This is a genomic window from Streptomyces sp. CLV115 (genome assembly GCF_038448545.1).
GTDB lineage: Bacteria > Actinomycetota > Actinomycetes > Streptomycetales > Streptomycetaceae > Streptomyces > Streptomyces sanglieri.
Genome location: NZ_JBCEWQ010000120.1, coordinates 1 through 21,044, shown reverse-complemented (window position 1 = coordinate 21,044; position 21,044 = coordinate 1). Strand labels below are relative to the sequence as shown.

Genomic DNA, 21,044 nt, shown 5'->3' with positions numbered 1-21,044 from the left:
CGGCCGGGGGCGGGGCGGCGCGGCCGTCCCGCCCCTTCGGCGTGTACCGGGCCCTTCGGCGTGCCCTGAGGGCTGTCCCGCAATTCCTGGCGGGCGAGCCCTTAGGCGGAGGCCGCGGCCCCCAGCCCCGTGAGCAGCAGCACGGTGAAGCGCCGGGCCCAGTCCGCGTCCACCGGCTCGGCGCTCACCAGGACCCGGTGCACGACCGCGCCGGCGATCACGTCGAAGATCAGGTCGGCGGTGGTCGACGCCGTGTTCTCGTCCTGCTCGACGGGCAACTCCCCGCGCTCCTGCGCCCGTTGACGGCCCTGGAGCACCAGCCGCTTCTGCCGGTCCACGATCGAGTCGCGGATCCGGGTCCGCAGCGCCTCGTCGCGCGTCGACTCCGCGACCACCGCCATCAGCGCCGTCCGGGTCTCCGGCCGCTCCAGCAGCGCCGCGAACTGCAGCACCACCGCCTGCACATCGGCCGACAGGCTGCCCAGATCGGGCAGTTCCAGCTCGTCGAAAAGGACCGCGACCGCATCCACGACCAGCTCGTTCTTGCCCGCCCACCGCCGGTACAGGGTCGTCTTGGCCACCCCGGCCCGCGTCGCCACATCGCTCATCGTCAGCTTCGACCAGCCGAGGTCGACCAGCGAGGACCTGGTCGCCTCCAGGATCGCTTCATCGGCCGCGACACTGCGCGGACGTCCCGTTCGAGGGGGTTTGGGGTGGCTGCGGCTCAGCATGCCGTGACCATACCGGTCAGTAAGTAGAAGCGGCCGGTCCCGATCGCCGTGAGACAGATCACCGATCGCACCTGTGCGCGAGAGGCGGTCGGCAGTTACGCTACGACCCGTAGCGTAAGGACGACGGTCATGCCGTCGTGACGCCGCAACCGAATGGCAGCCACAGGCACCGGGTGGGGACCCGGCGCCGAAACGGGTCTTTCAGGGGCCCAGGGCCGTGTCCGCGACACGGCCTCGGACCGTGTCTGTCCGTGTACCCCGCACACCGGCGGGGGCGGCGGACGGGCGCGGTTCCCGTATCGCTTTCCGGATCGGTGCACCAAGGGGGGAGGATGTACGCATGCAGCCTAGGAACATGTCCATGAGCGGCGTCGTCGACCTCGCCGCGGTGAAGGCGGCCGGCGAGGCCAAGGTGAAGGCGGAGCAGGCCCGTGCGGAGGCCTCCCGGCAGGGTGGTGGCGGTGCCGTGCCGCCGTCCGCCCTGGTGATCGATGTCGATGAGGCGGGCTTCGAGAACGATGTCCTGCAGCGTTCCGCCGAGGTCCCGGTCGTCATCGACTTCTGGGCCGAGTGGTGCGAGCCGTGCAAGCAGCTGGGCCCGCTCCTGGAGCGCCTGGCCCGTGAGTACAACGGCCGCTTCGTGCTGGCCAAGGTCGATGTCGACGCCAACCAGATGCTGATGCAGCAGTTCGGCATCCAGGGCATCCCGGCGGTCTTCGCCGTCGTCGCCGGGCAGGCCCTCCCGCTCTTCCAGGGAGCGGCCCCCGAGGCCCAGATCCGCCAGACCCTGGACCAGCTGATCCAGGTCGGCGAGGAGCGGTTCGGGCTCACCGGGATCGTGGTCGACCAGGACGCCGCCGGCGAGAGCGCCGACCAGGCTCCGGCCGAGGCGCCCGCGGGGCCGTACGACGCCCTGCTCGAATCGGCCGTGCGTGCCCTGGACGCCGACGACTTCGCCGGTGCCGTCCAGGCGTACCGGAACGTCCTGTCCGACGACCCGGCCAACACCGAGGCCAAGCTCGGCCTCGCCCAGGCCGAACTCCTCTCCCGGGTCAAGGACATGGACGCCCAGCGGGTCCGTGAGGAGGCGGCCGCGAATCCGGCCGACGTCCCGGCGCAACTCGCCGCCGCCGACCTGGATCTGGTCGGCGGTCATGTCGAGGACGCCTTCGGCCGGCTCGTCGAGACGGTGCGGCGCAATTTCGGTGACGACCGGGACGCCGCGCGGGTGCGGCTGCTGGAGCTGTTCGAGGTGATCGGCCCCGACGATCCGCGGGTCGGTGCCGCGCGTACCGCGCTGGCGCGGGTCTTGTTCTGATGTGACAAGTGGCCGCGGTACCCCCGCCGGGGACCGCGGCCGTTTTCGCGTCCGGGCGATAAGAGACGCCTCTGCTTTACCAAATCTTGATAAAGCGAGGGCCTGTTACTCGCAGTAAATCAAGCACTGGGATCTGTCCGCATTGGCGCACCGATCCGCCCTTTCGTCCTTCGCCCCGGCGCCACCCTGTGTGGCCGGGTGGTATCAGCCGGTCGCGCATCGGTTATCGGGCCGTTACTAGCGAGTAACGAACCCCCTTGTGCCACGGGCGGGAATGCACCACGATCGGCCACGCTCGGTCCAATAACGCCAGCCCGGCTGCCAGTCGGTGCGGCGGCCCTTGTTGGGTCCCCACCGAGTGGGCCGGCGGCAGTGACGCGGGCTCCGGACAGGGGGGTTCCTGTCGTCCGGCAGGGCCTGTCCGATACAGGTTGCGCGAACGCGTGGCCAGTGGTTGTCGCTCGGGGGTGATCGCCGGTGATTCGGACGCGGTTCCTGCCTCCGTCCGCGGGCGCTCTCCTTGCCGAGGACGTAGCACTTCTCCCATCCCAGGACGGGCCCAGGCCCGGACCGGAGATGTACGTCCGAGAAGGAGGAAAATTATGAGTTCCCAGGTTCGTGGCGGCACCAGATGGAAGCGTTTCGCTCTGGTCATGGTGCCGAGCGTCGTCGCGACCGCGGCGGTGGGTGTCGGTCTCGCGCAGGGTGCCCTCGCGGCGTCCTTCAGCGTGTCCGGCCAGAGCTTCAAGGTGCGTGCGGACAAGCTCGTCGGCCATGACTTCGTGCAGTACGGCTCCGTCGCCACCGGCATGGACCCCGAGGGCAAGAACGGGGCCCACGCCGTTGCCGTGTCCGGCTTCAGCGATGCCACGATCACCAACATGTGCCAGTCGGTGGTCACTCCGAACCTTCCGTTCGGTCTGGGCAACGTCACGCTGCAGCTGAAGGCGGGCACCGACCCGGAGAAGCCGGTCGAGGCGACCAACCTGTACCTCGATGTCGCCGAGCTCGACGCCGACGCGTACTTCGAGCACATCGACATCGGTGTCGCCGCGGGAGACATGGGCAAGCCCGGCATCCAGGCCGGTACCGAGAAGGCCGTCAACCCCAACGGCTTCGCGCAGCGCGCCAAGACGGCGACGCTGACCAACGTGAAGCAGACGGCATGGGCGACCACCGCCGGCACCTTCAAGCTCAGCAACCTGAGCCTGCGGCTGCACAGTGGCGTCAAGGAGTGCTACTAAGCACCCGCCGGGTGGCCGGAGCGCTCCCGAGGGGACTCCGGCCGCCCACCTTTTCTCTTCTCACAGCAGTACCGGTTCCAGGGAGCTGTTTTCCATGAGCCCCGAGTCCACAGGGCAGAACGAGCACTACCTCCGCGTCTTCTGGCGGGGATTCCGCACCTGGCGGGGTAACCGGCCGTTCTGGGCGGGCCTGTTCACCATGGTGGGTGGTCTACCCATCGCCTATTTTCCGTACGCCAACATGCACCTCGGCAACGTCACACTGGCGATGTCCACCACTGCCGGTGCCGGTTCCCTGATCATCGGGATCCTGCTCGTCACGCTGGGCCTCACCATGTGGTTCCACCACATCGTGAGAGTGTTCGCCGGAGTCGCCGCGATCCTGCTGGCGCTGATCTCGATACCGGTCGCCAACATCGGCGGTTTCCTGGTCGGCTTCCTGTTCGCGCTGCTGGGCGGCGCGCTCTCCATCTCCTGGGCCCCGGGCGAGCCGAAGCCGGAACTCGCGCCGGCCGGCGCGGTGGGGGAGACGTCCGGGGCCGGCCTCGGCACGCAGGAGTCCGGACCCGAGTTCCACAGCACGGCAGCGGTGCCCCAGCAGCAGCCGGAGCAGTACGACACGACAGTTGAGGTCGACGGCGGGAGGCATCGTGCGGGGTGACGAGAGGCAGCTGAACTCGACCGGGGAGGATTCCGGCACGAGAGGCGGACCGCGCCACGCGGCCCCCAGGAAGTCCTTGCTGACGAAGCTGCACATTCCCGCGGGCAAGGCGTTCGCGCTCGCCGCGATGCCGACGGCCGTCTTCGTGGGCATGGGGCTCACCCCCAAGCTCGCGCTGGCCGACGACAGCTCCGACATTCCCTTCGCGCCCGGCCCCTGCGTGACCCGCTCCGACGAGCCGAGCGAAGAGCCGTCGCCGTCTGCGTCGAAGCCGGCGTCCCCGTCGCCGTCCGCCACCGACTCCGGTGACAAGGGCGCATCGGCGACCCCGAAGCCCTCGTCGACCCCGTCCGCGGGCGAATCGGTGAAGCCGGAGGCCGGGACGGAGGCCGGGACGGAGGCGAAGGCCGCCGAGGCCGACGCGCCGGCCGCCACGCCGAGCGCCTCGCCCACCCCCACGAAGTCGAGGAACCCGCTCGACCCGCTGGGCGTCGGCGACGCGCTCAGGGACCTCTTCGACGGACCGGACAAGGAGACGGCGAGCCCGTCCCCGAGCGCGAGCACCGCGTCCCCGAAGCCTTCGGCGACCGACACCGCCGAGAAGCCGGCGAAGAAGCCCGTCGAGAAGGCCACCGACGCCGCGAAGGAGACGGCCGACAAGACGGCCGCAGCCATCCGCGAGGCGGCCGGCAAGGCGGGCAAGCCGGTCGAGGAGCTCGACGACAGCGCCAAGGGACTCGACGCCAAGAAGGACGAGGACATCCCGGACGGCGCCAAGCAGCGCTTCCCGTGTCCCACCGCCGACCCCGAGGCGCTGGCCGCGGCCGACCTGGAGACGGGCGTCCCGCTGCTCCCGGACGACCCGTGGATCCTGGAGAGCTCGATGCTCACCCTCAACGGGCTCGACTACGAGGGCATCGTCGAGGTGAAGACGTACGGCGGCAAGGTCAAGAAGGTCCTGAAGTTCACCGCCAAGTCCATCGACATCGACAACCTTCACCAGAAGACGGTCGGTCCGGCCGGTACGACGACCCATGTCGAGGCGCGGAAGGGCTCCAAGTCCACCATCCGCAACGGCACGGTGACGATGTACACGGAGGAGCTGAAGGGCAACCTCTTCGGTCTCATCCCGGTGACGTTCAGCCCGGAGACACCGCCTCCGCTGAACGTGCCGTTCGCCTTCTTCACCAAGGTCAAGGTGACCCAGGCCGGCCAGTTCGGCGGCTCGCTCAAGGTCCCCGGGCTGCACAACTACTTCACCGGCGGCAACGGCTAGCCGGCACGGTCCCGTTCGGGAGCCGCACAGGGCCGTGGGCTGCACTCCTGGGGAGTGCGGCCCACGGCCGTTGCACGGGGACGAGCGGTGGCTCAGTCGCGGCTGCCGCCGCCGACGTGGTGCACCCGGACCATGTTGGTGGTGCCGGGGATGCCGGGGGGCGAGCCGGCCGTGATGACCATGGTGTCGCCCTCGTTGTAGCGGCCGAGCTTCAGCAGCTCGCCGTCGACCAGGTCGACCATCGCGTCGGTGTTGTCCACGTGCGGCACGACGTGGGCCTCGACGCCCCAGCTCAGGGCGAGCTGGTTGCGGGTGGACTCGTCCGTGGTGAAGGCCAGGATGGGCTGGGCCGCGCGGTAGCGGGAGAGCCGGCGGGCCGTGTCACCGGACTTGGTGAAGGCGACCAGTGCCCTGCCGTTCAGGAAGTCCGCGATCTCGCAGGCCGCACGGGCCACCGAACCACCCTGGGTCCGGGGCTTCTTGCCCGGCACCAGCGGCTGCAGGCCCTTGGAGAGCAGCTCCTCCTCGGCGGCCACGACGATCTTCGACATCGTCTTGACGGTCTCGATCGGGTACGCGCCCACGCTGGACTCGGCCGACAGCATGACCGCGTCCGCGCCGTCCAGGATCGCGTTGGCGACGTCGGAGGCCTCGGCGCGGGTCGGCCGCGAGTTGGTGATCATCGACTCCATCATCTGGGTCGCGACGATCACCGGCTTGGCGTTCCGCCGGCAGAGCTCCACCAGGCGCTTCTGCACCATCGGGACCTTCTCCAGCGGGTACTCGACGGCCAGGTCACCACGGGCGACCATCACACCGTCGAACGCCATGACGACGCCCTCCATGTGCTCGACGGCCTGCGGCTTCTCGACCTTGGCGATGACGGGAACCCGGCGGCCCTCCTCGTCCATCACCTTGTGGACGTCCTTGACGTCGTCCGCGTCCCGCACGAAGGACAGCGCCACCAGGTCGCAGCCCATCCGCAGGGCGAACCGCAGGTCGTCGACGTCCTTCTCGGACAGGGCCGGGACGTTGACCGCCGCGCCGGGCAGGTTGATGCCCTTGTGGTCGGAGATGACACCGCCCTCGATGACGATGGTCTTCACCCGGGGGCCCTCGACCGCGACGACCTTCAGCTCGACGTTGCCGTCGTTGATCAGGATCGGGTCGCCCTTGGCGACGTCGCCGGGCAGGCCCTTGTACGTCGTGCCGCAGATCGACTTGTCGCCGGGGACGTCCTCGGCGGTGATGGTGAACTCGTCCCCGCGGACCAGCTCGACGGGGCCCTCGGCGAACTTCGCCAGGCGGATCTTCGGGCCCTGGAGGTCGGCGAGCACGCCGATCGCCCGGCCGGTCTCGGCGGCGGCCCTGCGGACCCGGTCGTAACGACCCTGGTGCTCCTCGTGGCTGCCGTGACTGAAGTTGAAGCGGGCCACGCTCATGCCGGCCTCGATCAGAGCGACGAGCTGCTCGTGGGAGTCGACGGCGGGACCGAGTGTGCAGACGATTTTGGAACGGCGCATGAGGCGGATCCTATCGGTTTGTTTCGCTACGGAATATTCCGTCTGGTGGAAGGTACAAAGGGGCGCGGGGGTGCTCAGTTGTGGGCCTGTCCGACAGGGGCGTGGGCCTGCCCGACGAGCGCGAAGGTCTGTACGGCGATCTCCAGCTCCTCGTCCGTCGGCACCACGGCCACCGCGACCCGCGCATAGTCCGGCGAGATCAGCCGGGGCTCACCGGACCGCACGGCGTTCAGATCCGCGTCCACCGCCGGACCGAGCTCCTCCAGACCGGCGATGGCAGCCTCCCGCACCGGTGCCGAGTTCTCCCCGACCCCCGCCGTGAACGCCACGGCATCCACCCGGCCGAGGACCGCCGAATAGGCGCCGATGTACTTCTTCAGCCGGTGCACATAGATGTCGAACGCCAGCGCCGCACGCTCGTCGCCCTCGTCGACCCGGCGCCGGATCTCCCGCATGTCGTTGTCGCCGCAGAGCCCGACCAGGCCGCTCTTCTTGTTGAGCAGTTCGTCGACCTCGTCCGCCGACATCCCCGCGACGCGCATCAGATGGAAGGTGACGGCCGGATCGATGTCTCCGGAGCGGGTGCCCATCACCAGCCCCTCCAGCGGGGTCAGCCCCATCGAGGTCTCCACGCACCGGCCGCCGGCCACCGCCGACGCCGAGGCGCCGTTGCCCAGGTGCAGCACGATGACATTGACCTCCTCGGGGGCGCGTCCCAGCAGCTCGGCGGTCCTGCGCGAGACATACGCGTGCGAGGTGCCGTGGAAGCCGTAGCGCCGGATGCGGTGCGCGTCGGCGGTCTCGGTGTCGATCGCGTACCGCGCCGCGTACTCCGGCATCGTCGTGTGGAAGGCCGTGTCGAAGACCGCCACCTGCGGAAGGTCCGGCCGCAGGGCGCGGGCGGTGAGGATGCCGGTGATGTTCGCCGGATTGTGCAGCGGGGCCACCGGGACCAGGCGCTCGATCTCCTCCAGCACCTCGTCGTCGATCACCACGGGCTCGGTGAACCGCAGCCCGCCGTGCACCACCCGGTGGCCGATCGCCGCCAGCTGCGGGGAGTCCAGCCCCAGCCCGTCGGCCGCCAGCTCCTGCGCCGCCGCCTTCAGCGCCGCCTCGTGGTCGGCGATCGGACCGGTCCGCTCGCGCCGCTCGGCGCCGCCGCCGGTCAGCGGGGTGTGCACCAGACGGGAGGTCTTCTCGCCGATCCGCTCGACCAGCCCCACCGCGAGCCGGGTGCGGTCGCTCATGTCCAGCAGCTGGTACTTCACCGACGAGGAGCCGGAGTTGAGGACCAGCACGCGGTACGCGCCCGGCGTGCTGGAACCCGCGGTGGTCGGGGTGGTCATCCGGTTCACTCCTTGCCCTGCGCCTGGATCGCCGTGATCGCCACGGTGTTGACGATGTCCTGGACGAGTGCGCCCCGGGACAGGTCGTTGACGGGCTTCCGCAGCCCCTGGAGCACCGGCCCGACGGCCACCGCGCCCGCCGAGCGCTGCACGGCCTTGTAGGTGTTGTTGCCGGTGTTCAGGTCCGGGAAGATCAGCACCGTCGCCTGGCCCGCCACCTCGGAACCGGGCAGCTTCGTCGCGGCGACGCTCGGCTCCACCGCTGCGTCGTACTGGATCGGGCCCTCGATCCGCAGATCCGGCCGGCTCGCACGGACCCGGTCGGTCGCCGCGCGCACCTTGTCGACATCGGCGCCCGAGCCCGAGGTGCCCGTCGAGTACGACAGCATCGCGATCCGCGGGTCCACGCCGAACCGGGCGGCGGTGGCCGCCGACTGCACCGCGATGTCGGCGAGCTGCTCCGCGTCCGGGTCCGGATTGACCGCGCAGTCGCCGTACACCAGCACCTTGTCGGCGAGGCACATGAAGAACACGGAGGAGACGATCGAGGCGTCCGGCTTCGTCTTGATGATCTCGAAGGCGGGACGGATCGTCGCCGCGGTGGAGTGCACGGCCCCGGACACCATGCCGTCCGCGAACCCCTCCTGGACCATCAGGGTGCCGAAATAGTTGACGTCCGCGACCACGTCGTACGCCAGCTCGACCGTGACCCCGCGGTGGGCCCGCAGCTGCGCGTACCGCTCGGCGAAGGTCTGGCGCAGCTCGGAGGTCTGCGGGTCGACGAGCTGCGTACCGGAGAGATCGATGCCGAGGTCGGCGGCCTTCTTGCGGATGACGTCGGGGTCGCCGAGCAGGGTGAGCTCGCAGACGTCGCGGCGCATCAGTACGTCGGCGGCGCGCAGCACCCGCTCCTCGGTGCCCTCCGGCAGGACGACCCGGCGACGGTCGGCGCGGGCCTGCTCCAGCAGTTCGTGCTCGAACATCATCGGGGTGACGCGGCCGCTGCGGGCCACCGAGATCCGCTCCAGCAGGGCGCCGGTGTCCACATGGCGCTCGAAGAGGCCCAGCGCGGTCTCCGCCTTGCGGGGCGTCGCGGCGTTCAGCTTGCCCTCCAGGGCGAAGAGCCGGGCCGCGGTGGGGAAGGATCCGCCGGCCACCGACACGACCGGGGTGCCCGGTGCGAGTCGCGCGGCCAGCCTGAGTATCTCCTCGCCGGGGCGCTCGTCCAGGGTCAGCAGCACCCCCGCGATGGGCGGCGTCCCGGCGCTGTGCGCGGCCAGCGAGCCGACCACCAGGTCGGCCCGGTCCCCGGGCGTGACCACCAGGCAGCCCGGCGTCAGCGCGTTCAGCATGTTCGGCAGCATCGCGCCGCCGAAGACGAAGTCCAGCGCGTTCCTCGCCAGCCCGGAGTCGTCGCCGAGCAGCACCGTGCCGCCGAGCGCCGCGGTGATCTGGGCGACGGTCGGCGCGGAGAGCGCCGCGTCGTCGGGCAGGACCGAACAGGGGACGGGCAGCGTGGCCGTCAGCCGCTCCGCGAGGGCGTCGCGGTCCTCGGCCGCCACCCGGTTCACGATCATCGCGACCACGTCGCAGCCCAGCCCGGCGTACGCCCGGTAGGCGTTGCGGGTCTCGGCCCGTACCGACTCCGCGGTCTGGCCCTTCCCGCCGACCACCGCGATCACCGGGGCGCCGAACTCGTTGGCCAGCCGGGCGTTGAGCGCCAGCTCGTCGGGGAGCTGGGTGGCGGCGAAGTCGGTGCCGAGCACCAGCACCACCTCGTACTTCTGGGCCACCTGATGGAACCGGTCGACCAGCCGGGACACCAGCTCGTCCGTGCCCTGCTCCGCCTGGAGCGCGGACGCCTCGTGGTAGTCCAGCCCGTACGCCGACCCGGGGTCCTGGGAGAGCCGGTAGCGGGCCCGCAGCAGTTCGAACAGCCGATCGGGTCCGTCGTGGACGAGCGGCCGGAACACCCCGACCCGGTCCACCTGACGCGTCAGAAGCTCCATGACTCCCAGATCGACGACCTGCCGGCCGTCTCCCCGGTCGATCCCGGTCACGTACACGCTGCGCGTCACGCGTGTTCTCCCGTCCAATTTCGGTTTGGGATGGTATTGCCATGTTGACGATACCCGCGGGGGCCGAGGCGTCGCCCGCCGGGCGAGGCGCCCGTACCGGGGTGAGGGGGCGTACCAGGTCCGGACCTGGCATGGGACACTCGTCGTGGCTCACGGTACGGGGGATTCTGTGGACATCCCCCGAAATGCACGGCACTAGCGAGCAGGAGACAAGGCACGATGCGCATCGGAATTCTCACCGCAGGCGGCGACTGCCCAGGTCTGAACGCAGTGATCCGGTCGGTCGTGCACCGCGCCGTGGTGGGCCACGGCGATGAAGTCATCGGCTTCGAGGACGGGTTCAAGGGACTCCTCGACGGTCACTTCCGCCCCCTCGACCTCAACGCGGTCAGTGGCATCCTCGCCCGCGGCGGCACCATTCTCGGCTCGGCCCGGCTGGAGCGCGACCGGCTGCGCGAGGCCGCCGAGAACTGCGCCGAGCTGAGCCGCCGTTACGGCATGGACGCCCTCATCCCGATCGGCGGCGAGGGCACCCTCACCGCCGCCCGGATGCTGTCGGACGCCGGGATGCCCGTCGTCGGCGTTCCCAAGACCATCGACAACGACATCTCCGCCACCGACCGGACCTTCGGCTTCGACACCGCGGTGGGCGTCGCCACCGACGCCATAGACCGTCTCAAGACCACCGCCGAATCGCACCAGCGGGTCATGGTCGTCGAGGTGATGGGCCGGCACGCGGGCTGGATCGCGCTGGAGTCCGGAATGGCGGGCGGCGCACACGGCATCTGCCTCCCCGAGCGCCGCTTCGAGGTCGAGGACCTGGTGGAGATGGTCGAGAAGCGCTTCGCGCGCGGCAAGAAGTTCGCGGTCATCTGTGTGGCCGAGGGCGCGCACCCGGCGGAGGGCTCCATGCCGTACGCCAAGGGCGAGATCGACCAGTTCGGCCACGAGCGCTTCCAGGGCATCGGCAACCGGCTGGCCATCGAGCTGGAGAAGCGGCTCGGCAAGGAGGCCCGGCCGGTCATTCTCGGCCATGTGCAGCGGGGCGGCACGCCGACCGCGTACGACCGGGTGCTCGCCACCCGCTTCGGCTGGCACGCGGTGGAGGCGGCGCACCGGGGCGACTTCGGCAGGATGACCGCGCTGCGCGGCACCGACATCGAGATGGTTCCGCTTGCCGACGCGATCACACAGCTCAAGACGGTGCCCAAGGACCGGATGGACGAGGCCGAGTCGGTCTTCTGACCCCGGCAGGCCCCGGCCGCGCGGCAGCGGACCGGGGGTGACGACCCGGCGGCCCTGACTGTCCCCCCGTGGACGGTCAGGGCCGCTTGCCGTTCCCCCGGCACCCGGGAGCCGTTCCGGATGGTCGGATCCGGACGGGCCGCGGTGCCGGAAACAACTCTTGAGCCCGCGGACCGGATCAACAAGGCTTGTCCCTGTCCGGGACATGTCCCAACCTTGTCCGGGCGCGGAACCCAGGGGAGAGGCACAGCAGATGGTCGTCGACGGCAGAGCTCCGGATCCTCGTGAGGCGCGCAGCGCGCCCGAGTTGATCGCCCTGTTGCGGTTGCTCAAGGACGTCTCGGGCCTGACGTTCCGTGAACTCTCCCAGCGGGCCGAAGCGGTCGGGGACGTGCTGCCGCGCTCCACGATCGCCAACATGCTGGGGCGTACGTCGGTGCCGCGCGAGGAACTCCTCGCCGCCTTCGTACGGGCCTGCGGCTGCGGGCCCGAGCAGGTGGCGGACTGGCTCGCCGTACGCAAGGAACTCGCCGTGCGCGGGGAGCGGGCCGGGACGGCGGAGGTGTCCGGGGCGGAAGCGGCCGCCGGTCACTCGTCCGGGACGCCCGCCGCCCCCCTCCCCGAACCGGCCCGCCGGCGCCGGACGGGGGCCGTCGTGGCGGCCGCCGTCGCGCTCGTCGTGCTCGCCGCCGCCGCGGTGACCGTCACCCTCCTCCTGCGGGACGACGACGACCGGCCGGAATCCCGCCGGGTGACCGGGCCGGTGGCCGGGCGCGCGGTGCAGATACGGTCCGTGCACTCCGGGTTCTGCCTCTCCGAGAAGCGGGACAGCGACAGCGGGCAGCTCTACCAGGTGCCGTGCGAGCAGGAGACGATCCCGCGTTTCTCCCTGGGACCGCTGGACGGCGACGCCTGGCGGATCGTGACCGATCACCCGGTCCACCTGAAGGGCTGCACCGGCGTGTGGAACGGGATACGGGACGCCGAAGCGCCCTTGCAGGACCAGGAGTGCGGCAAGCGCGGCGACGCGGAGGAGTTCCTGATCGAGCCCGTCGGCCGTCCCGTCGACGGGTACCGCATCCGGCCCGTCCACACCCGGCTGTGCGTCGGTGCCGAGCGGAACAGCAAGGAGCGCGGCGCCGAGCTGGTGCAGACGAGCTGCGACCTGGCGGACCGGGGAAACCTGTTCTCCTTCGACCCGGTCGCCGCGCGGACGGCCGACGGCTGAGCACACACGGGGCAGGGGCCGGACGCCTCAGCGGCCGTCGGGCCCCGGCACCCCCGCCGCTTGCCAGAACCGTTGCAGGATCTCCGCCAGGAACACCCGTCCCTCGTCGCCCGTGGTCCCGGCGCGCTCCGTACCCGTGCTGCTCCAGCTCAGCGTCGACACCATCAGCGCCTGGTAATCGGTGTGCAGTTGTTCCAGCACGTCCTGGAGGAAGCCGCGCTCCAGCGGCACCAGCTTCGCCACCGGCCGCAGCTGGGCCTGCCAGCGGGTGGTCACCGCGCCGCGCAGCAGCTCCGCCAGCTCCTCGTCCCGGCCGGACACCGTCACGAACCCGGCCGGCGTCAGTTCCAGCACCTGGGCGAGCGCCGCGGACTGGCGTTCGTTGCCGCGCCAGCGCCCCGACTCCTCCATCCGCAGATACGCGGAGACGGTCAGCCCCAGCAGCCGCGCCAGCTCCTCCACGGCCAGCTCCCGGGCCACCCGGTGCTCCCGCAGGGTGCGTGCGGCGGTGAGGAGTTCGGCCGGAGAACACCACAACACCCCGGCCAGCGCGGTGAGTTCGTACTCGGTCGGCGAGGCGAGCCCGCGCTCCCAGGCGACGACCGTATCCGTGCTCACCCGGAGCCCGTACTGGGCACCGAGACCGTAGGCGACATGGCCGGGAAGCATCCCCAGGGCCTCGCGCAGTCGGCGCGCGGCGGGGGCGTTGAACGGCGGGGACGGGTGCACGGCCCCACCGTAGGAGTCAAGGCATGGAATGACTACGGTGTGTTCCACCGATATCCACGGATCGTAGGAACGTCCTAAGGGCCGTGGACCGTACGGGTTCAGCGGTGCTGGGTCACCCACCGGTAGTAGAGCTCCGGGCGGCCGATCTGGCCGTACTGAGGGCTGCGCACCGCGCGCCCCACCGTCACCAGGTGCTCCAGATAACGGCGTGCGGTGATCCGCGAGATGCCCAGCTCCTCCCCGGCCGCCGACGCCGTCACCCCGTCCGGGGCGGCCCGCAGGGCCCGGGTGACGGCCTCCAGCGTCGGGCCGCTGAGCCCCTTCGGCAGCCGGGCCGGCTGCGGGGCGCGCAGTGCGCCGAGCGCCCGGTCCACCTCGTCCTGGCCGCTCGCCTCGCCGGCCGCCGCGCGGAACTCCGCGTAGCGCACCAGCCGGTCGCGCAGGGTGGCGAAGGTGAAGGGCTTCAGCACGTACTGGACGACCCCGAGCGACACCCCCTCCCGGACCACCGCCAGATCCCGCGCCGACGTCACCGCGATGACGTCCGCCGAGTGCCCGGCCGCGCGCAGTGAGCGAAGCAGTTGCAGACCGTGGCCGTCGGGCAGATACAGATCCAGGAGCAGCAGATCGACCGGGGTGCGGTCCAGCGCCCGCACGGCCTGGGCCCGCGAATGCGCGACGGCCGCCACCGTGAACCCGGGAACCCGGCCCACGTACAGCCGGTGGGCCTCCGCGGCGACGGGATCGTCCTCGACGACCAGCACCTGGATCACGCCGTGGCCTCCTTCGTGGTGTGCGCCGTGCGCCCGGCGACTTCCAGCGGCAGCCGCACCGTGAACCGCGCACCGCCGTCCGCGCCGCCGTCCAGGGTGACCGTGCCGCCGTTGCGGTGCACCGCCTGCTTGACGAGGGCCAGGCCGATTCCCCGGCCGGTGCCGTGCGTCGACCAGCCGCGGTCGAAGACCGCGGCGGCGTCCTGCGGGCCGATCCCGGCACCGGTGTCGGCGACCCGCAGCAGCAGCTCGCCCTCCCCGGCCAGCGCGGTGACGGTGACCCGGGCGCGGGCGGCCCGGCCGCCCCCTCGCTGCGCGGGCACGGACCCGGGGCCCGCACCGGTCACCGCCTCCGACGCCGCGTCCACCGCGTTGTCGACGAGATTGCCGAGGATCGTCACCAGATCCCGGTGCGACAGCGTCGCCGGCAGGTCGCCGTCGTCGATCAGGCTGTCGTCCGCGAGCACCAGCTCCACCCCTCGTTCGTTCGCCTGCGCCGCCTTGCCGAGCAGCAGTGCGGCCAGCACCGGTTCGGCGACCGCCCCCACCACCCGGTCGGTGAGTGCCTGGGCCAGCTCCAGCTCGGCGGTGGCGAAGCCCACCGCCTCCTCCGCCCGGCCCAGTTCGATCAGCGAGACGACGGTGTGCAGCCGGTTCGCCGCCTCGTGCGCCTGCGAGCGCAAGGCCTGGGTGAACCCCCGCTCGGAGTCCAACTCACCGGACAGCGCCTGGAGTTCCGTGTGATCGCGCAGCGTCACCACGGTGCCGCGCTGCTCCCCGCCCACCACCGGGCGGGTGTTGACCACAATCACCCGGTCCGCCGTCAGATGCAGCTCGTCGACCCGCTCCTCGGAGGCGAGCAGCGCACCGGTCAGCGGCGCCGGCAGATCCAGCTCGGCGACCCTGCGCCCCACCGCACCCGGCGCCAGACCGAGCAGCTCCCGGCCCGCGTCGTTGATCAGCGCGATCCGGCGCCGCCCGTCGAGCATCAGCAGCCCCTCGCGCACCGCGTGCAGCGTGGCCTGGTGGTAGTCGTGCATCCGGCTCAGCTCGGCGGCGTTCATCCCGTGCGTGTGCCGCCGCAGCCGGGCGTTGATCACATACGTGCCGAGGCCGCCGAGGGCGAGCGCCCCGCCCGCCGCCAGCCCCAGCGCCCCGAGCTGCGCCCGCACCTGGGAGGAGACCCGCTCGACCGTGATGCCCGCGCTGACCAGGCCGGTGATCCTGGAGCCGTCCCGGATCGGTGTGACGACCCGGATCGAGGGGCCGAGCGTGCCGGTGTACGTCTCGGTGAACGTCTCGCCGCGCAGCGCCCGCGCGGTGTGCCCGAGGAACTGCTCGCCGATCCGGTCGGAGTCCGGGTGCGTCCAGCGGACCCGCTGCGGGGACATGATGGTGACGAAGGCGATCCCGGTGTCCCTGCGGACCCGCTCCGCGTACGGCTGGAGCACGGCGGACGGGTCCGGGGTGCCGATCGCCTCCCGTACCGACGGCGAATCGGCGATCGCCAGGGCGGCCGCCCTGACCTGCCGGGCCGCGGTCTCCTTCGCCTGCTCGCTGCCGGAGACGTACGCGAAGAACGCGCACCCCGCCACCACGGCCGCCACCAGCACCACCTGCATGGCGAAGAGCTGACCGGCCAGGCTGCGCGGGCGGGTACGGGGGCGGGGGAGACGCATGGCCACAGTCTGCCTGGCCGAAATCCGATGAACGAAATGCACGCAACGGTGACCGGCGTCACAGGGAGCGAGATATTCGCCAAGGGTTTTTCCGGCTCCCAACCGCCGGACAGCCCTTGCACCCCCAGGGACGGGGGAGTTACCGGACGAGCCGAGGAGAACCCCCGTGGGAGTGGCAGCCGCCAGGCGGGACCGCACGCACTATCTGTATCTGGCCGTGATCGCGGCGGTGGGGCTCGGCATCCTGGTGGGCTTCGCGGCCCCGGGCGTCGCCGTCGAGCTCAAGCCGATCGGCACCGGCTTCGTCAACCTGATCAAGATGATGATCTCGCCCATCATCTTCTGCACGATCGTGCTGGGCGTCGGGTCGGTGCGCAAGGCCGCCAAGGTCGGCGCGGTCGGCGGCCTCGCCCTCGGCTACTTCCTGGTGATGTCGACCGTCGCGCTCGCCATCGGCCTGCTCGTCGGCAACCTCCTGGAGCCCGGCCAGGGCCTCCACCTCACCGAGGCGGTACGTGCCGCCGGTGAGAAGCAGGCCGCCGGGGCGAGCGAGTCCACCACCGACTTCCTGCTCGGCATCATCCCGACCACGATCGTCTCCGCCTTCACCGAGGGCGAGGTGCTCCAGACCCTGCTGGTGGCGCTGCTCGCGGGCTTCGCGCTCCAGGCCATGGGCTCGGCCGGCGAACCGGTGCTGCGCGGCATCGGCCACATCCAGCGCCTCGTCTTCCGCATCCTCGCCATGATCATGTGGGCGGCCCCGGTCGGCGCGTTCGGCGCGATGGCGGCGGTGGTCGGCGAGACCGGTGTCGACGCGCTGAAGTCCCTCGCGATCATCATGATCGGCTTCTACCTCACCTGCGCGATCTTCGTCTTCGTGGTGCTCGGCACCATCCTGCGGCTGGCCGCCGGGGTCAACCTGATCGCGCTGCTGAAGTACCTGGGCCGCGAGTTCCTGCTGATCCTCTCCACCTCCTCCTCCGAGTCCGCGCTGCCCCGGCTCATCGCCAAGATGGAACACCTCGGCGTCAGCCGCCCGGTCGTCGGCATCACCGTGCCGACCGGCTACTCCTTCAACCTCGACGGCACCGCGATCTACCTCACGATGTCCTCGCTCTTCATCGCCAACGCGATGGGCGACCCGCTGAGTGCCGGCGAGCAGATCTCGCTGCTGCTCTTCATGATCGTCGCCTCGAAGGGGGCCGCCGGAGTCACCGGCGCCGGCCTGGCCACCCTCGCGGGCGGCCTCCAGTCGCACCGCCCCGGCCTGGTCGACGGCGTCGGCCTGATCGTCGGCATCGACCGCTTCATGAGCGAGGCCCGGGCCATGACGAACTTCGCGGGCAACGCGGTCGCCACCGTCCTGGTCGGCACCTGGACCAAGGAGATCGACAAGGAGCGGGTGGACCGGGTGCTCTCCGGCGCGCTCCCGTGGAACGAGCAGATGCTCAACCAGGACGCCGATGTGCACGGTGTCCCGGAGCCGCGCGGCGGCGACGAGCGGCACGCGGTGGCGAAGGCATAGCCACACCGGGCACCGGAAAGGGGCCGTCGCGGGGATTCCCGCGGCGGCCCCTTCGCGCTTGCCTTGACGTCCGCGTCAAGGTCTACCGTCGAGGACATGCGAATCGGGGAGCTGGCCGAACGGGCCGGGACGACCACGCGGACTCTGCGCTACTACGAGTCCCGCGGACTGCTGCCCGCGCGGCGGACCGGCAACGGCTACCGCGCGTACGACGAGGACGATCTGCGCCTCGTCCAGCAGATCCGCACCCTTCAGGACTTCGGCTTCGAGCTGGAGGAGACCCGGCCGTTCGTCGACTGCCTGCGGGCCGGCCATCCCGCCGGTGACGCCTGCCCCGCCTCGCTGGCCGTCTACCGGCGCAAGCTCGGCGAGCTCGACTCGCTCATCGAACAGCTCCGCACGGTCCGCGCCGAGGTGGGCGCACAGCTCGCACGGGCCGAGCTGGAGGCCGGGGCGGTACTCCCCGGCGGTCCGGAACCACGTTGTGAACTGGGAGGATGACAGATGATTCATGCAGAGGGCGTGGCCGAGGTCACCGATGCCACCTTCGACGCCGAGGTGCTCGCGGCGGACGGCCCGGTGCTCGTCGAATTCACCGCCGACTGGTGCGGCCCGTGCCGTCAGCTCGCCCCGGTACTCAGCGCCGTGGCCACCGAACTGACCGGGCGCATGGAGGTCGTCCAGCTGGACATCGACACCAGCCCCGGCGTCGCGAGCCGGTACGCGGTGCTCTCCGCACCGACCCTGATGGTCTTCCGGGGCGGTGAACCCGTGAAGGCAATGGTGGGCGCCCGCCCCAGGCGCAAGCTCCTCCAGGAGCTGGAGGAGGTCTTCGAGACGGCGTGAGGCGGGCGCGCCGGGACCACGGAACGTCCCGGGAAGAAATCCCTACAGGATTTCGATGGCATTGACCTTCGGTACGTTCGAATACTTGATATTCGAATTCCGGGCGATTTTCACCACATCGCCATTGGCGTCGTAGTACTTCACGTCGTTGTTTCCCGTGGAGATCTGGTCGACCCACCACCCGCCGAAGTCGATTTTCCCGCGATTCGCATAGCAGTCCACGCTGTCGCGCCCGCTGCCGTTGTGCGACCAGATCTTCAGGAAGCCCGCGTCCGGGTCGCAGGTGACGTGGTCGATGGCGGAAGCGGTTCCGACCGGGCCGGCCAGGGTGAACGCGGCGGCCGCGGCGAGTGCCGCGGCCATCGTGCGCACAACGTTCCTCGTTCTTGAGATCATAGTTTCCCCTTGAATCGAATATGGAACCAAGAGCCCACTTCGTCAGGCGTGGACATTGGCGTCGAACCAGCATCGTATGAAGTGGATCACCGATTCAGGAGGGTGCCGGAGGGAAGTCACCTGAACGTGAATGCGTGGGCCACGGACACCGGAAAGGAATCGGCCACGCGCCCGCTGATTCCGGCTCACACCGGCTTGAACCAGACCGTCGCCAGTGGCGGCAGCGTCAACAGGACGCTGCCGGGCCGGCCGTGCGAGGCCACCGGTTCGGGCTTCAGCGGTCCGCCGTGGAGCACGTCGCTGCCGCCGTACCGGGCGGCGTCGGTGTTCAGGACCTCCGCCCACGCGACCCGGTCACCGGGCACCCGGGGGACGCCCACGCGGTAGTCGTGCCGCACCACCGGGGAGAAGTTGCTGACCGCGAGGAGCGGTGAGCCGTGTGCGTCGTAGCGCAGGAAGGCGAAGACGTTGTCCTCGGCGGCGCCGCCGTCCACCCAGTCGAAGCCCTCCGGCACGGTGTCGCGCTGCCAGAGCGCGGGAGTCTCGGCGTAGACCGTGTTCAGATCGCCCACCAGGGTGCGCACGCCCCGGTGGTCGCTCTCCGCCGCGTACGAGGGGTCGAGCAGCCACCAGTCCGGGCCGTGGCCCTCCGACCATTCCGCTCCCTGGGCGAACTCCTGCCCCATGAAAAGGAGTTGCTTGCCGGGGTGGGCCCACATGAAGCCGAGGTAGGCGCGGTGGTTGGCGCGCTGCTGCCACCAGTCGCCGGGCATCTTCGAGACCAGCGACCGCTTGCCGTGCACCACCTCGTCGTGCGAGATCGGCAGGACGTAGTTCTCGCTGTACGCGTACACCATCGAGAAGGTCATCTCGTTGTGGTGGTACTTGCGGTGCACCGGCTCCTTCGCCACGTACTCCAGCGAGTCGTGCATCCAGCCCATGTTCCACTTCAGCCCGAAGCCGAGGCCCCCGAAGCCGCCGGGCCCGGTGTGGTGGGTGGCGCGGGTGACGCCGTCCCAGGCGGTGGACTCCTCGGCGATGGTCACCACACCGGGATTGCGGCGGTAGACGGTGGCGTTCATCTCCTGGAGGAACGCGACGGCGTCCGGATTCTCCCGGCCGCCGTGCTCGTTGGGGGACCACTCGCCCTCCTCGCGCGAGTAGTCGAGGTAGAGCATCGAGGCGACGGCGTCCACCCGCAGCCCGTCGACGTGGAACTCCTCGCACCAGTAAGTGGCGTTGGCCACCAGGAAGTTGCGCACCTCGGTGCGCCCGTAGTCGAACTCCAGGGTGCCCCAGTCGGGATGCGCCGCCCGCGACGGGTCCGAGTGCTCGTACAGCGGGCGGCCGTCGAACTCCGCCAGCGCCCAGTCGTCGCGCGGGAAGTGCGCCGGCACCCAGTCGACGATCACCCCGATCCCGGCCCGGTGCAGGGAGTCGACGAGGAACCGGAAGTCGTCCGGGGTGCCCATGCGGGACGTCGGGGCGTAGAAGCCGGTGACCTGATACCCCCACGAGCCGCCGAAGGGATGCTCGGAGACCGGCATCAGCTCGACGTGCGTGAAACCGAGGTCCCGCACGTACGCCGGCAGCTGGGCAGCCAGCTGACGATAGGTCAGGCCCGGTCGCCAGGACGGCAGATGGACCTCGTACACCGAGACCGGCGCCTCGTGCACCGGGACGTCCCCGCGGTGCGCCATCCACTCCTGGTCCCGCCACCGGTGGTGCGAGGCCGTCACGATCGAGGCGTTGGCGGGCGGCACCTCGGCGTACCGGGCCATCGGGTCGGCGCGCAGCGTGTGCGAGCCGTCCGGGCGGCAGACGTCGAACTTGTAGAGCGTGCCCTCCCCGATCGCGGGCAGGAACAGCTCCCACACTCCGGAGGAGCCGAGCGAGCGCATCGGGAAGCCGGTGCCGTCCCAGTAGTTGAAGTCCCCGGCGACCCGCACCCCGCGGGCGTTGGGCGCCCACACGGTGAACCGGGTGCCCGCCACCCCCTGGTGCTCCATGGGCTGTGCGCCCAGGGCGGTCCACAGCTCCTCGTGCCGGCCCTCACCGATCAGATGCAGATCGAGATCGCCGAGCGCGGGCAGGAAGCGGTACGGGTCCTGCACCTCGATCTCGTTGTCGTCGTAGGCGACCAGCAGCCGGTAATCGGGCAGCTCGGGCATCGGCAGCAGCCCGGAGAAGAACCCGTCGCCGTCGTCGTGCAGCTGGGCCCGCAGCCCCTTGGCGAGCACGGCCACCGACCGGGCGTACGGGCGCAGCACCCGGAAGGCCACCCCGCCGCGGACCGGGTGGGCGCCGAGCAGGTCGTGCGGGGCGTGGTGCTCACCCGCCAGCAGCCGGCCCCGGTCGCCGTCGTCGAGGGGGTGTGCCCGCCGTACGCCCCGGCCCGCGGCGCTGCGGCGGGGGCGCGGCTTCGCGGCGGGGGCCGCCGCGAAGC

At 70.9% G+C, this 21,044-nt stretch carries 18 protein-coding genes; 9 read left to right on the top strand and 9 right to left on the bottom strand.

Annotation, left to right across the window (positions count from 1 at the left end; genetic code table 11):
- Positions 1 to 101: 101 nt before the first annotated feature.
- Entirely contained in the window at positions 102 to 731 is a 630-nt protein-coding gene (locus AADR41_RS30780) for a TetR/AcrR family transcriptional regulator (protein ID WP_342284817.1), read from the bottom strand.
- 340 nt (positions 732 to 1,071) lie between these two features.
- On the opposite strand from AADR41_RS30780, the gene AADR41_RS30775 reads away from it, so the two are divergent.
- The 4 genes from AADR41_RS30775 to AADR41_RS30760 all read left to right on the top strand — a co-directional run bounded on the left by AADR41_RS30775 (position 1,072) and on the right by AADR41_RS30760 (position 5,230).
- Positions 1,072 to 2,049 (top strand): tetratricopeptide repeat protein, encoded by a 978-nt coding sequence (locus tag AADR41_RS30775; protein WP_342284816.1) that lies wholly within the window; start codon positions 1,072 to 1,074, stop codon positions 2,047 to 2,049.
- 602 nt (positions 2,050 to 2,651) lie between these two features.
- Positions 2,652 to 3,293 carry a DUF6230 family protein gene (locus AADR41_RS30770; RefSeq protein WP_342284814.1) on the top strand — a complete coding sequence of 214 codons (642 nt, stop codon included), beginning with the start codon at positions 2,652 to 2,654 and terminating at the stop codon, positions 3,291 to 3,293.
- 94 nt (positions 3,294 to 3,387) lie between these two features.
- The gene (locus AADR41_RS30765; protein WP_342284812.1) at positions 3,388 to 3,954 is read left to right on the top strand and encodes a DUF6114 domain-containing protein; all 567 of its coding nucleotides are present in this window, start codon (positions 3,388 to 3,390) and stop codon (positions 3,952 to 3,954) included.
- The gene (locus tag AADR41_RS30760) at positions 3,944 to 5,230 is read left to right on the top strand and encodes a hypothetical protein (protein ID WP_342284810.1); all 1,287 of its coding nucleotides are present in this window, start codon (positions 3,944 to 3,946) and stop codon (positions 5,228 to 5,230) included. The genes AADR41_RS30765 and AADR41_RS30760 overlap by 11 nt, the downstream gene beginning before the upstream one ends.
- 92 nt (positions 5,231 to 5,322) lie before the next feature.
- Here AADR41_RS30760 and pyk read toward each other — a convergent pair whose 3' ends face one another.
- From pyk to pta, 3 genes are all read right to left on the bottom strand, one after another.
- A complete protein-coding gene (pyk, locus tag AADR41_RS30755) occupies positions 5,323 to 6,753 on the bottom strand; it encodes a pyruvate kinase (RefSeq protein WP_342284809.1) in 1,431 nt (476 codons plus the stop codon).
- A gap of 74 nt (positions 6,754 to 6,827) precedes the next feature.
- Positions 6,828 to 8,099: an acetate kinase gene (locus AADR41_RS30750; protein ID WP_342284808.1), complete on the bottom strand. Its 1,272-nt coding sequence runs from the start codon at positions 8,097 to 8,099 to the stop codon at positions 6,828 to 6,830.
- A 5-nt stretch (positions 8,100 to 8,104) separates the two neighbouring features.
- Positions 8,105 to 10,177 (bottom strand): phosphate acetyltransferase, encoded by a 2,073-nt coding sequence (pta, locus tag AADR41_RS30745; RefSeq protein ID WP_342284806.1) that lies wholly within the window; start codon positions 10,175 to 10,177, stop codon positions 8,105 to 8,107.
- A gap of 219 nt (positions 10,178 to 10,396) precedes the next feature.
- Between pta and AADR41_RS30740 the strand changes: the two genes are divergently transcribed.
- A complete protein-coding gene (locus AADR41_RS30740) occupies positions 10,397 to 11,422 on the top strand; it encodes an ATP-dependent 6-phosphofructokinase (protein ID WP_342284804.1) in 1,026 nt (341 codons plus the stop codon).
- Between the two features lie 205 nt (positions 11,423 to 11,627).
- Positions 11,628 to 12,650: a helix-turn-helix domain-containing protein gene (locus AADR41_RS30735; RefSeq protein ID WP_342284802.1), complete on the top strand. Its 1,023-nt coding sequence runs from the start codon at positions 11,628 to 11,630 to the stop codon at positions 12,648 to 12,650.
- Positions 12,651 to 12,677: 27 nt separating this feature from the next.
- On the opposite strand, the gene AADR41_RS30730 is transcribed toward AADR41_RS30735, so the two are convergent.
- From AADR41_RS30730 to AADR41_RS30720, 3 genes are all read right to left on the bottom strand, one after another.
- Positions 12,678 to 13,319, bottom strand: a complete 642-nt coding sequence (locus tag AADR41_RS30730; protein ID WP_342284825.1) for an XRE family transcriptional regulator — start codon at positions 13,317 to 13,319, stop codon at positions 12,678 to 12,680.
- Between the two features lie 158 nt (positions 13,320 to 13,477).
- Positions 13,478 to 14,152, bottom strand: coding sequence for a response regulator (locus tag AADR41_RS30725; RefSeq protein WP_342284800.1), 675 nt, complete (start codon positions 14,150 to 14,152; stop codon positions 13,478 to 13,480).
- Positions 14,149 to 15,831, bottom strand: coding sequence for a sensor histidine kinase (locus AADR41_RS30720; RefSeq protein WP_342284799.1), 1,683 nt, complete (start codon positions 15,829 to 15,831; stop codon positions 14,149 to 14,151). The genes AADR41_RS30725 and AADR41_RS30720 overlap by 4 nt, the downstream gene beginning before the upstream one ends.
- Before the next feature lie 166 nt (positions 15,832 to 15,997).
- Between AADR41_RS30720 and AADR41_RS30715 the strand changes: the two genes are divergently transcribed.
- The 3 genes from AADR41_RS30715 (at position 15,998) to trxA (ending at position 18,202) form a co-directional block, all read left to right on the top strand.
- Positions 15,998 to 17,356, top strand: coding sequence for a cation:dicarboxylate symporter family transporter (locus AADR41_RS30715; protein ID WP_342284797.1), 1,359 nt, complete (start codon positions 15,998 to 16,000; stop codon positions 17,354 to 17,356).
- A gap of 96 nt (positions 17,357 to 17,452) precedes the next feature.
- On the top strand, positions 17,453 to 17,857 hold the full coding sequence (locus AADR41_RS30710; protein ID WP_342284795.1) for a MerR family transcriptional regulator: 405 nt from the start codon (positions 17,453 to 17,455) through the stop codon (positions 17,855 to 17,857).
- 3 nt (positions 17,858 to 17,860) lie between these two features.
- Positions 17,861 to 18,202, top strand: coding sequence for a thioredoxin (gene trxA, locus AADR41_RS30705; protein ID WP_342284793.1), 342 nt, complete (start codon positions 17,861 to 17,863; stop codon positions 18,200 to 18,202).
- Between the two features lie 42 nt (positions 18,203 to 18,244).
- Here trxA and AADR41_RS30700 read toward each other — a convergent pair whose 3' ends face one another.
- Both AADR41_RS30700 and glgB read right to left on the bottom strand, forming a co-directional pair.
- Positions 18,245 to 18,598, bottom strand: coding sequence for a beta/gamma crystallin domain-containing protein (locus AADR41_RS30700; RefSeq protein ID WP_342284791.1), 354 nt, complete (start codon positions 18,596 to 18,598; stop codon positions 18,245 to 18,247).
- Positions 18,599 to 18,783: 185 nt separating this feature from the next.
- Positions 18,784 to 21,044: 1,4-alpha-glucan branching enzyme (glgB, locus tag AADR41_RS30695; protein WP_342284790.1), on the bottom strand; the 2,261-nt coding region annotated here is incomplete at its 5' end.

Excerpts from the sequence above, each read along its gene's own strand:
- trxA (WP_342284793.1), top strand. The coding sequence starts at position 17,861 with ATGATTCATGCAGAGGGCGTGGCCGAGGTCACCGATGCCACCTTCGAC.
- AADR41_RS30775 (WP_342284816.1), top strand. The coding sequence starts at position 1,072 with ATGCAGCCTAGGAACATGTCCATGAGCGGCGTCGTCGACCTCGCCGCG.
- AADR41_RS30750 (WP_342284808.1), bottom strand. The coding sequence starts at position 8,099 with ATGACCACCCCGACCACCGCGGGTTCCAGCACGCCGGGCGCGTACCGC.
- AADR41_RS30730 (WP_342284825.1), bottom strand. The coding sequence starts at position 13,319 with ATGCTTCCCGGCCATGTCGCCTACGGTCTCGGTGCCCAGTACGGGCTC.
- pyk (WP_342284809.1), bottom strand. The coding sequence starts at position 6,753 with ATGCGCCGTTCCAAAATCGTCTGCACACTCGGTCCCGCCGTCGACTCC.
- AADR41_RS30780 (WP_342284817.1), bottom strand. The coding sequence starts at position 731 with ATGCTGAGCCGCAGCCACCCCAAACCCCCTCGAACGGGACGTCCGCGC.
- AADR41_RS30720 (WP_342284799.1), bottom strand. The coding sequence starts at position 15,831 with ATGCGTCTCCCCCGCCCCCGTACCCGCCCGCGCAGCCTGGCCGGTCAG.
- AADR41_RS30765 (WP_342284812.1), top strand. The coding sequence starts at position 3,388 with ATGAGCCCCGAGTCCACAGGGCAGAACGAGCACTACCTCCGCGTCTTC.
- AADR41_RS30740 (WP_342284804.1), top strand. The coding sequence starts at position 10,397 with ATGCGCATCGGAATTCTCACCGCAGGCGGCGACTGCCCAGGTCTGAAC.
- AADR41_RS30735 (WP_342284802.1), top strand. The coding sequence starts at position 11,628 with ATGTCCCAACCTTGTCCGGGCGCGGAACCCAGGGGAGAGGCACAGCAG.
- AADR41_RS30770 (WP_342284814.1), top strand. The coding sequence starts at position 2,652 with ATGAGTTCCCAGGTTCGTGGCGGCACCAGATGGAAGCGTTTCGCTCTG.
- AADR41_RS30700 (WP_342284791.1), bottom strand. The coding sequence starts at position 18,598 with ATGATCTCAAGAACGAGGAACGTTGTGCGCACGATGGCCGCGGCACTC.
- AADR41_RS30710 (WP_342284795.1), top strand. The coding sequence starts at position 17,453 with ATGCGAATCGGGGAGCTGGCCGAACGGGCCGGGACGACCACGCGGACT.